The sequence below is a fragment of the Neisseria sp. HMSC056A03 genome (genome assembly GCF_001815685.1).
GTDB lineage: Bacteria > Pseudomonadota > Gammaproteobacteria > Burkholderiales > Neisseriaceae > Neisseria > Neisseria subflava.
Genome location: NZ_KV821630.1, coordinates 19,047 through 27,086, shown reverse-complemented (window position 1 = coordinate 27,086; position 8,040 = coordinate 19,047). Strand labels below are relative to the sequence as shown.

The 8,040-nt window shown below is 46.6% G+C and carries 10 protein-coding genes; 8 read left to right on the top strand and 2 right to left on the bottom strand.

Annotation, left to right across the window (positions count from 1 at the left end):
• Positions 1 to 212, top strand: a 212-nt coding sequence (locus tag HMPREF3052_RS11920) for a hypothetical protein (protein WP_210399508.1), incomplete at its 5' end; no start/stop codon positions are given.
• Between the two features lie 32 nt (positions 213 to 244).
• On the opposite strand, the gene ygiD is transcribed toward HMPREF3052_RS11920, so the two are convergent.
• Positions 245 to 1,030 carry a 4,5-DOPA-extradiol-dioxygenase gene (ygiD, locus tag HMPREF3052_RS06015; protein WP_070749173.1) on the bottom strand — a complete coding sequence of 262 codons (786 nt, stop codon included), beginning with the start codon at positions 1,028 to 1,030 and terminating at the stop codon, positions 245 to 247.
• A gap of 239 nt (positions 1,031 to 1,269) precedes the next feature.
• On the opposite strand from ygiD, the gene HMPREF3052_RS06010 reads away from it, so the two are divergent.
• From HMPREF3052_RS06010 to HMPREF3052_RS05995, 4 genes are all read left to right on the top strand, one after another.
• Entirely contained in the window at positions 1,270 to 1,788 is a 519-nt protein-coding gene (locus tag HMPREF3052_RS06010; protein WP_070749172.1) for a GbsR/MarR family transcriptional regulator, read from the top strand.
• Between the two features lie 262 nt (positions 1,789 to 2,050).
• On the top strand, positions 2,051 to 2,440 hold the full coding sequence (locus tag HMPREF3052_RS06005; protein ID WP_070749171.1) for a DoxX-like family protein: 390 nt from the start codon (positions 2,051 to 2,053) through the stop codon (positions 2,438 to 2,440).
• A complete protein-coding gene (locus HMPREF3052_RS06000; RefSeq protein WP_036490842.1) occupies positions 2,437 to 2,919 on the top strand; it encodes a DUF2269 family protein in 483 nt (160 codons plus the stop codon). Before HMPREF3052_RS06005 ends, HMPREF3052_RS06000 begins: the two co-directional genes overlap by 4 nt.
• Positions 2,920 to 2,957: 38 nt before the next feature.
• Positions 2,958 to 3,797 (top strand): NAD-dependent epimerase/dehydratase family protein, encoded by an 840-nt coding sequence (locus tag HMPREF3052_RS05995; RefSeq protein WP_070749169.1) that lies wholly within the window; start codon positions 2,958 to 2,960, stop codon positions 3,795 to 3,797.
• Positions 3,798 to 3,925: 128 nt separating this feature from the next.
• Here the strand turns inward: HMPREF3052_RS05995 and mobA are convergent, their stop codons facing one another.
• Entirely contained in the window at positions 3,926 to 4,507 is a 582-nt protein-coding gene (gene mobA, locus HMPREF3052_RS05990) for a molybdenum cofactor guanylyltransferase MobA (protein ID WP_070749167.1), read from the bottom strand.
• A gap of 259 nt (positions 4,508 to 4,766) precedes the next feature.
• On the opposite strand from mobA, the gene HMPREF3052_RS05985 reads away from it, so the two are divergent.
• The 3 genes from HMPREF3052_RS05985 to trmB all read left to right on the top strand — a co-directional run bounded on the left by HMPREF3052_RS05985 (position 4,767) and on the right by trmB (position 8,034).
• The gene (locus HMPREF3052_RS05985; RefSeq protein ID WP_070749165.1) at positions 4,767 to 6,527 is read left to right on the top strand and encodes a histidine kinase; all 1,761 of its coding nucleotides are present in this window, start codon (positions 4,767 to 4,769) and stop codon (positions 6,525 to 6,527) included.
• Positions 6,524 to 7,180, top strand: coding sequence for a response regulator (locus HMPREF3052_RS05980; RefSeq protein WP_003680203.1), 657 nt, complete (start codon positions 6,524 to 6,526; stop codon positions 7,178 to 7,180). The genes HMPREF3052_RS05985 and HMPREF3052_RS05980 overlap by 4 nt, the downstream gene beginning before the upstream one ends.
• Before the next feature lie 137 nt (positions 7,181 to 7,317).
• On the top strand, positions 7,318 to 8,034 hold the full coding sequence (gene trmB / locus HMPREF3052_RS05975; protein WP_070749163.1) for a tRNA (guanosine(46)-N7)-methyltransferase TrmB: 717 nt from the start codon (positions 7,318 to 7,320) through the stop codon (positions 8,032 to 8,034).
• Positions 8,035 to 8,040 lie beyond the last annotated feature (6 nt).

The following is an 8,040-nucleotide window of genomic DNA, read 5'->3' as shown; positions in this document are numbered from 1 at the left end:
AAGGGCCGTCTGTTATTCAGACGGCCTTTTCTCTTACAAAGAGATTTTGCAAGCCACCTTCAAACCTAATACCCTGTTTTGATAGATTATTTACATTCAAAGCTTACAGGCTTAATCTCATCTTTGCCTATACTAAGTTATGGCTTTTATATGAACATAAAATGCCGTCTGAAAAAACTGAGTACGATCTGCAAAGTGAGCCGGACAAATAAAGAATGGTTTGTTTTGTTCTGATTCTTCCCTTTTACCCCACCAAAACCGACGTCATACTGAGCGATCCTGCAATCAACTTATCATTGAAAAATATAATCTTGTCTTGCGGTTCGCGTAATGCCATGATGTACAGTAATGGCAAGTAATGATCCGGCGTTGGTACAGAAAGCTCGGCCTTTTCGCCTAACTGCTGATAATGCACCAAGGTTTCATCATCCTGCGTCGCAATCGCCTGATTGACTGTTTCACGGAACGCAAACGCCCAGTCATACCCTGCACCGATTTGGTCGATATGTTCCCAGCTTATCGCTCTCAGATTATGCACAATATTGCCGCTGCCGATAATCAGCACGCCTTGTTCTCGCAAAGCAGCTAATTTTTTCGCCAAGTTGAAATGCCATTCTGCCGATTGCAAACGGTTAAGGCTAAGTTGCACCACAGGAATATCGGCATCAGGATACAGATATTTCAACACCGCCCAAGCGCCATGATCAAAACCACGCGTTGGGTTCAGCTCGACATTTTCCGGCTGTAATAATGACCGCACTTGCTCCGCCAACTCAAGCGAACCGGGCGCGGAATATTGCACTTGACTGAGTTCATCGGGGAAGCCGTAGAAATCGTAAATCATTTCAGGATGTTCACCTGAGGTCACCTGTAAACGGCTGCTGTACCAATGTGCGGAAATCATCAAAATGGCTTTTGGTTTGGCAAACTTTTGCGTAATTAGGCTGAAATTCTGATTGAACGGGTTTTCTTTATCTAACGCATTCATCGGGCTGCCATGCCCAACAAACAATACAGGCATTTTTTTCATAATTTACTCCTCGTTATCGGATACGGCAGATTGTACGGATAAATTTTTATTCAAAAAATACCGGTTTGTGAATAACATCTTTTACTGATAAGAAATCATGACTGGTAATGTTAGATATAGTATTGATGCATTTAGAAGAGTTCATTCAAAAGGCCGTCTGAACACTTTACTTCAAACGGCAAAAAATTTTTTTATTTCTGTATTGACAGAAATAAAAAATGGAATAGAATATCATCACTATGAAACTGAATCCAGCCACTGAAAAATTTATCCTCCATTGGGGAGAAATGGGTACCAAATGGGGCGTAAACCGTACCGTTGCGCAAATCCATGCCCTGCTCTACATCTTAGGCAGACCGATGAACGCCGAAGAAATCACCGAAACGCTCGGCGTAGCGCGCTCCAATGTCAGCAACAGTATCAAAGAGCTGCAAAACCTGAGACTGGTGCATACCGTGCATATCTTGGGCGACAGGCGCGATCATTTTGAAACTTCTGATGATGTCTGGACTTTGTTCCGTACTATTGCAGAAGTGCGTATGCAGCGTGAAATCGAACCGACGCGGCAATTTTTGCAAAGCCTGATCGACAGCCCTGAATTTAGTCAGGAAAATGAAACTGCCAAGCAGCGAATCCAACAAACCCATGATTTCATTAGTACGCTGACCGTGTGGGCAAATGAAATGCTGAAGCTTTCTACTTCAACCATGGTAAAAATTTTGAAAATAGGCGCTGGAATACAAAAATTTTTCCGATGATGGCAATGGACTTGTTCTCAATAAACATAGCCAATCCTATTTAGGATACGGAAACATATTCATGGCAGCCTTGCATGGACATATTTATCTGAAGCTTGATGTTCTTTGGTAGATTTTGAATCACTGGATATGGATTTCCCACCCAAAGAAACAATCCCGGAGCCTATTTAAATTTTTTTGCCCTATAATTTCTCTTTTAACAGAAATTATAGAAATTACTGACTAATTATATATTTAAACCAAAACAAAATAGGAAACCAGCATGTCCGCCAACACTACGCACACTCTCCCTGCCTACCTGCCTTACTCGATGGGGCTGCTATGGCTGTGGAGCGGTACCCAACCTCTGTTTTTCATGCCTGAAATGTCATTGGATTTGCTGCACTCGGTCGGTATTCCCAATCCGTTACAATGGCCTACATTAATCGCCGCTTCACTATTGGATATCGGTTTTGCCCTTTTATGCTTCAGCCGCTTTCGCTCCCAATCGGCAATATGGCTGTTGCAATTGATAACCGTCGTAGCATACAGCCTGATTATTGCCTTCAGACTGCCCGAAATGTGGACGCACCCATTTGCGCCTTTGGTAAAAAACCTGCCGATTATGGCTACTTTGTTTTTCCTGTATCAATCTGAAGGAGATAAAAAATGAACACCTATTTAATCGTTAAAACCTTGCACATTATCTCGGCCACCTTAATGGTCGGCACCGGTTTTGGTACAGCGTTTTACCTCTTTTGGGCAAACCGCAGCGGTTCGGTTGCCGCGCAGTCGGTCGTCTCGCATTGGGTTATAAAAGCCGATTGGTGGTTTACGACCCCCGCCGTCATTTTCCAACCCTTATCCGGCTTATGGATGCTGTATGAACGCGGCTACACTGTTGCCACCATGCTGGAACAAAATTGGATATGGATGACCCTGGCCTTATACATTTTTTCAGGCATTTGCTGGCTGCCTGTTGTTTGGCTGCAAATCCGCATGGCCAAGATTGCAGAAAAAGCGCATAAAGAAAACGCAGACACCATTCCGGAGCCCTATTGGCGTTACGCCAGACGCTGGGAATTGCTCGGCTACCCTGCCTTTTGCGCCACTATCGTAATTTACTTCCTGATGGTGATGAAACCGATTTAAGGGTTTTCAGACGGCCTCAACAACATAAAGAAAAACATATGAACATCATCATTTTCGGAGGCAGTGGCTTTATCGGCAGCCGTACCGTTCTAATCCTCAAAGAACAAGGTCACCAAGTTTGCACGCCCAACCGCCGCGCCTTCGACTTTCTTCATCCCAATGAAACCGCCGCACGCCGTTTATTGGAAGGGCAAGACGTCCTCATCAACTGCATAGGCATCATGAACCGCTATGCCGAAATACTTGAAACCGTACACCACCACACTCCCAAACAGCTCGCCTCATGGGCAAAAGCAGCAGGCGTAAAACGCTGGGTGCAACTATCCGCACTGGGTGCCGATCCATCTCAACCCATCAACTTTGTCGGCAGTAAAGGACGTGGAGATGATGCCATTACTCAAAGCGGCATACCGACTACCATAGCCAGACCATCAGTTGTTTACGGGCGAGGAGGAACCAGCTGCGAACTGTTCATCAAATTAGCCCGCCTCCCTTTACTTCCCCTACCGGAAGGCGGCTGCTTTCATTTGCAGCCCGTACATCTTGCCGATGTTGCCGAAGGTTTGGCAAAACTTGCCGTCCAAACCGACACCGACCACAGCATCATCAATATGACCGGCAGCCAAACGTTGACCTTGGCGGAATACCTGACCATACTCCGCCAAACCCTGCACCACAAACCGCCGCAACGTATCCTATCCATCCCCCTGCGCCTAATTGACCCTGCGCTGCCTTTGGCAAACATTCTCAGCAACGGCATTATCAGCCGCAACAGTTTTGCCCTACTCAAGCAAGACTCATGCGCCGACTATTCTGATTTTGCAGCTTTACTAGGCAGGGAACCATTGGCAGCAAAAAACTTTGCCGGTTGCCTATAATTTGTTTAGTTTTAAAATGACAAAACAAAGGCCGTCTGTTTGTTGTTCAGACGGCCTAAAGCTTTTATAAAATACTTCTTTGCAAAACAATTCACACTTTTATCGGCTTATTGCTTCTACCTACCCAACTACAAAGGCTGGGCCAAATCGTTTTCCGTGTTGTAGCTGATAAAATCCTGTTCATGAGGGAAATGGACAACCCGCGCGCGCTGTTGCTGCAGCCAGCCGCGGATGCTGCGCATTCCTGAATAAAGGTATGGCACGGTACTTTGCAGGATTTGCGGCCGGATAAACATCACGCTGTAATGCGGTCTGGCAGGGGTCTCCACATAAAACGCATTGCACAATGGCGTGCGCCGCGCGATGGTTTCAAACTGGGAAACTAAGTTTTCCGGCAAACGCGGCATATCGCAGGATACGATTAACAGCCAATTGGCAGTGGCAATTTGTAAATCGTTGGCGGCAGTACACAAAGCGGCTAAAGGGCCGTAATGCTGCCATTGGCGCGCATCTGAGAAAACGTGCGCGCTGCGTTGGGCGTAAGATTCAAGGTTGCGGTTGGCACTGATGGCGATGTGGCTGACTTGGGGGCGGATTTTTTCGATAACGTGATCTATCAAGGCTTTGTTGTGCCATTGCACCAACCCCTTATCGATACCTCCCATCCGGCTTCCCTGCCCGCCGGCCAATATCAGTGCGAAAATTTTCATTTTGGTAGTCCTTTGAGAAGCAGAGTATGGAGTGTGGTTCAAGATGTTGTGTTTATTGGATAAGTTTCAAGGTTTCAGGCCGTCTGAAACCTTATTTTTATGATTTAATTCACTTGAGATGAATTTTATCATAACATGATTTTACATTAAACCCCTGTTTTTTCTTATCATAACCATACAATTATTTTAGACAGGTTGTTTATAGGCCGAAAGAATGATATTTTTATAAGATTATCGGATTAGTTTCCCTGCGTGCTTTATGCGTTTATTCTCCGGATCTTCAGACGGCCTGAGCCTGTCTTCGCGTTTAAAACTGCTGACTTTTTTATGGGTCAGTTCGGCGTTTTTGTCGATTGTCTTTACCCTTCTACTTTCTTGGCGTTTGGAAAACGCAGCCAAAACGATTGAAGATGCGGGCAGTTTGAAAATGCAGGTGTATCGTTTGGCTTATATGGCAAGCGTCCGTACACCCAATGCGCAAATTGACAACCAAATCAAAGAATTTGAGCGTACGCTGGCCAATGTGACGCAAAGCGATGCTATTCATCCGCTGATTCCGTCTCAAATGCCTCTGGCTTACGACTTGATACAATCGATGCTGTTGATTGATTGGGAATCCAACATCAAGCCGTCTTTGCAACATTACGAGCGTCCCACCCAAATCGGCCTGTACCGTTTTGCCGGTAACATCGAGCTATTTTTACAGGCGATGGAAAATGCCAACGAGCAAAATACCTTGTGGCTGCGCCGCTTTCAAATGGCAATGATGCTGATGATTGTTGTGGCTGCAGGCTTGATGATTGTTTGGCATTATTCATGGATTATCCGACCCTTGGAAAAACTGCGCGATGGTGTAGAAACCATCAGTAAAGGACATTTCGGCGTACAAATCGAGACAGACCAGATCCGTGAGTTTGCCCAAGTAAGCAAGGGTTTCAACCAAATGAGCCGCCGTCTGCATACGCTTTATACAGACTTGGAAGGACAAGTTGCCAAACAAACCCAAGATCTCGCGCGGCAAAACCGTGATTTGACCCTGCTCTACCAAACCACGCGCAATCTGCACCAAACCTTTACGCCGCAACAGGCGGCAGAAGAATTTTTAACTCAAATTCTGCCGGCATTTTCAGCTTTGGGCGGTACGGTATATCTTTCCGATGAGGAGCGGAAACGTTCTGATTTGGCGGCAAGCGTCGGTGAAACCGAAGAAGGAAATCGTGTAGAATTTCCGATCGTTTATCAAGACGAACAGCTCGGCGTACTGACCCTATATTTTTCAGACGGCCATATGCCTGATGAGCAAGACGAAAAACTGCTGCATACTTTAAGCGGACAGCTGGGCATTTCCATCGCCAACAACCGCATGGAACAAGAGCGCCGCCTGCTTGCAGTCTTGCAGGAGCGTAACTTGATTGCGCAAGGTTTGCATGACAGCATCGCGCAAGCTTTGACCTTTTTGAATTTACAGGTACAAATGCTGGAAAGCGCGTTTGCTTTAGACCAACGTGAGCAGGCCGAAGAAAATATCGGCTTCATCAAAGACGGCGTGCAGGAATGCTACGAAGACGTACGCGAACTTTTGATGAATTTCCGCACCAAAATTAGTAATAAAGATTTTCCTGAAGCGGTAGAATCGCTGTTGGCACGTTTTGAACGACAAACAGGTATTCCAGTTGATTTAAAATGGCAAGACGACGGGCAGGCTTTGAATTATGATGAGCATTTGCAGATCATCTTCATCCTGCAGGAAAGCCTATCAAATATCCGGAAGCACGCGCGTGCACAACATGTCAGCGTCGAAATTGCCAACCACGGCGATTTTGTCATGACCATTCGTGACGACGGCGCAGGCTTTAATAAAGAACACCTATCAAACCGGCCTTCAGGCGAACATGTCGGCTTGGGCATTATGCAAGAACGGGCCCAACGGATTAACGCAGAATTGGCCATTACATCGCAGATTGGGCAAGGTACGGCGGTTATGCTGACTTTGCCGCAACAAATGAGAACAGCATCATGACGATTAAAATTACCCTTATTGACGACCACACCCTATTTCGCAGCGGTATCAAGGCCTTGCTTTCACGCCAGCCTGATTTTGAAGTCGTCGGCGAAGCTTCAGACGGCCTGGCCGGCGTAAAAATGGTTGAGCAGCTCAAGCCTGATGTGGTCTTGCTGGACTTGGATATGCCGGTTATGAACGGCCGCGAAGCATTGGCTCAAATTCTGAGCATCAATCCGCAACTGACCGTCATCATGCTGACTGTTTCCGAAGACAGTGACGACTTGACCGAATGTATGCGTATGGGCGCAAAAGGCTTTTTGCTGAAAAACATCAATGCCGACTTCCTGTTGGAAAGCATTCGCAAAGCCGTCGATGGCGACAATGTCTTCTCTCCGGAAATGACCAGCCGCTTGGTGCAATCGCTGATTTCTCCATCTCCTTCCCGCTCAGACCATCTGCTGGAGCAACTGACCCCGCGCGAAATGGAAATCTTGGGCTATCTTGCCGCCGGACACAGCAACAAAATCATTGCCCGCCATTTGAATCTGGCAGAGTCAACCGTCAAAGTGCATGTGCAAAACCTGTTGCGCAAGTTAAACCTAAGCAGCCGCGTTCAAGCAGCGGTTTATGCGGTGCAACACAAAGTACCGCAACCGGTATTGTCTTAGTCAGGCCGTCTGAAACCTTATTTTTAAAAGGTTTCAGGAAAAGCGTTTATTCGCTATAATCACGCCGATTTATATGCAGGGTTGTCTGATTCTTTCAGACGGCCTTTTTATTTGATTTCTCACTGATTTAAAACAACATGTCCGAAAACATTCCAGAAAATACACCCGAAAATACCGTTCCTGAAGAACACAAACGCAGCATCCGCAGTTTCGTCTTGCGTCAAGGCCATATGACCGCGGCCCAACAGCGCGCCATCGATACGATGTGGTCGCAATTTGGTGTGGACTTCCAAGAAGCTCCTTTGGATTTGAACCGCGCTTTTGGACGGGACAACCCCAAAGTTTTGGAAATCGGTTTCGGTATGGGCGTTGCGACAGTGGAAATCGCCAAGCGTCTGCCCGATACCGACTTTTTAGCAATTGATGTTCACGGCCCGGGCGTCGGCAATATCTTGAAGCTGATTGAGGAAGAACACATTTCCAATATACGCGTGATGCGTCATGATGCGGTGGAAGTAGTGGAAAAGATGCTGGAAGACGGTTCTTTAGACGGCATTCATATTTTCTTCCCTGACCCTTGGCACAAAAAGCGCCACAATAAACGCCGCTTGGTACAAGTGCCGTTTGTTGAAAAGCTGCTGCCCAAACTCAAAAGCGGCGGCTATGTCCATATGGCGACCGACTGGGAAGAATACGCCGTGCAAATGCTGGAAGTTTTGAGCAGTTTCGACGCTTTGCAAAACATGGCTGCCGATTACGCCCCTACACCCGATTATCGCCCTGAAACCAAATTTGAAGCCCGAGGTAAACGATTGGGTCATGGCGTTTGGGACTTGGTGTTCCGTAAGAAATAAAGCCAA

Bases quoted from the DNA above. Each gene is read 5' to 3' on its own strand.
- HMPREF3052_RS06000 (WP_036490842.1), top strand. From the start codon at position 2,437: ATGAACACCTATTTAATCGTTAAAACCTTGCACATTATCTCGGCCACC.
- HMPREF3052_RS05985 (WP_070749165.1), top strand. From the start codon at position 4,767: ATGCGTTTATTCTCCGGATCTTCAGACGGCCTGAGCCTGTCTTCGCGT.
- trmB (WP_070749163.1), top strand. From the start codon at position 7,318: ATGTCCGAAAACATTCCAGAAAATACACCCGAAAATACCGTTCCTGAA.
- ygiD (WP_070749173.1), bottom strand. From the start codon at position 1,030: ATGAAAAAAATGCCTGTATTGTTTGTTGGGCATGGCAGCCCGATGAAT.
- HMPREF3052_RS06010 (WP_070749172.1), top strand. From the start codon at position 1,270: ATGAAACTGAATCCAGCCACTGAAAAATTTATCCTCCATTGGGGAGAA.
- mobA (WP_070749167.1), bottom strand. From the start codon at position 4,507: ATGAAAATTTTCGCACTGATATTGGCCGGCGGGCAGGGAAGCCGGATG.
- HMPREF3052_RS06005 (WP_070749171.1), top strand. From the start codon at position 2,051: ATGTCCGCCAACACTACGCACACTCTCCCTGCCTACCTGCCTTACTCG.
- HMPREF3052_RS05980 (WP_003680203.1), top strand. From the start codon at position 6,524: ATGACGATTAAAATTACCCTTATTGACGACCACACCCTATTTCGCAGC.
- HMPREF3052_RS05995 (WP_070749169.1), top strand. From the start codon at position 2,958: ATGAACATCATCATTTTCGGAGGCAGTGGCTTTATCGGCAGCCGTACC.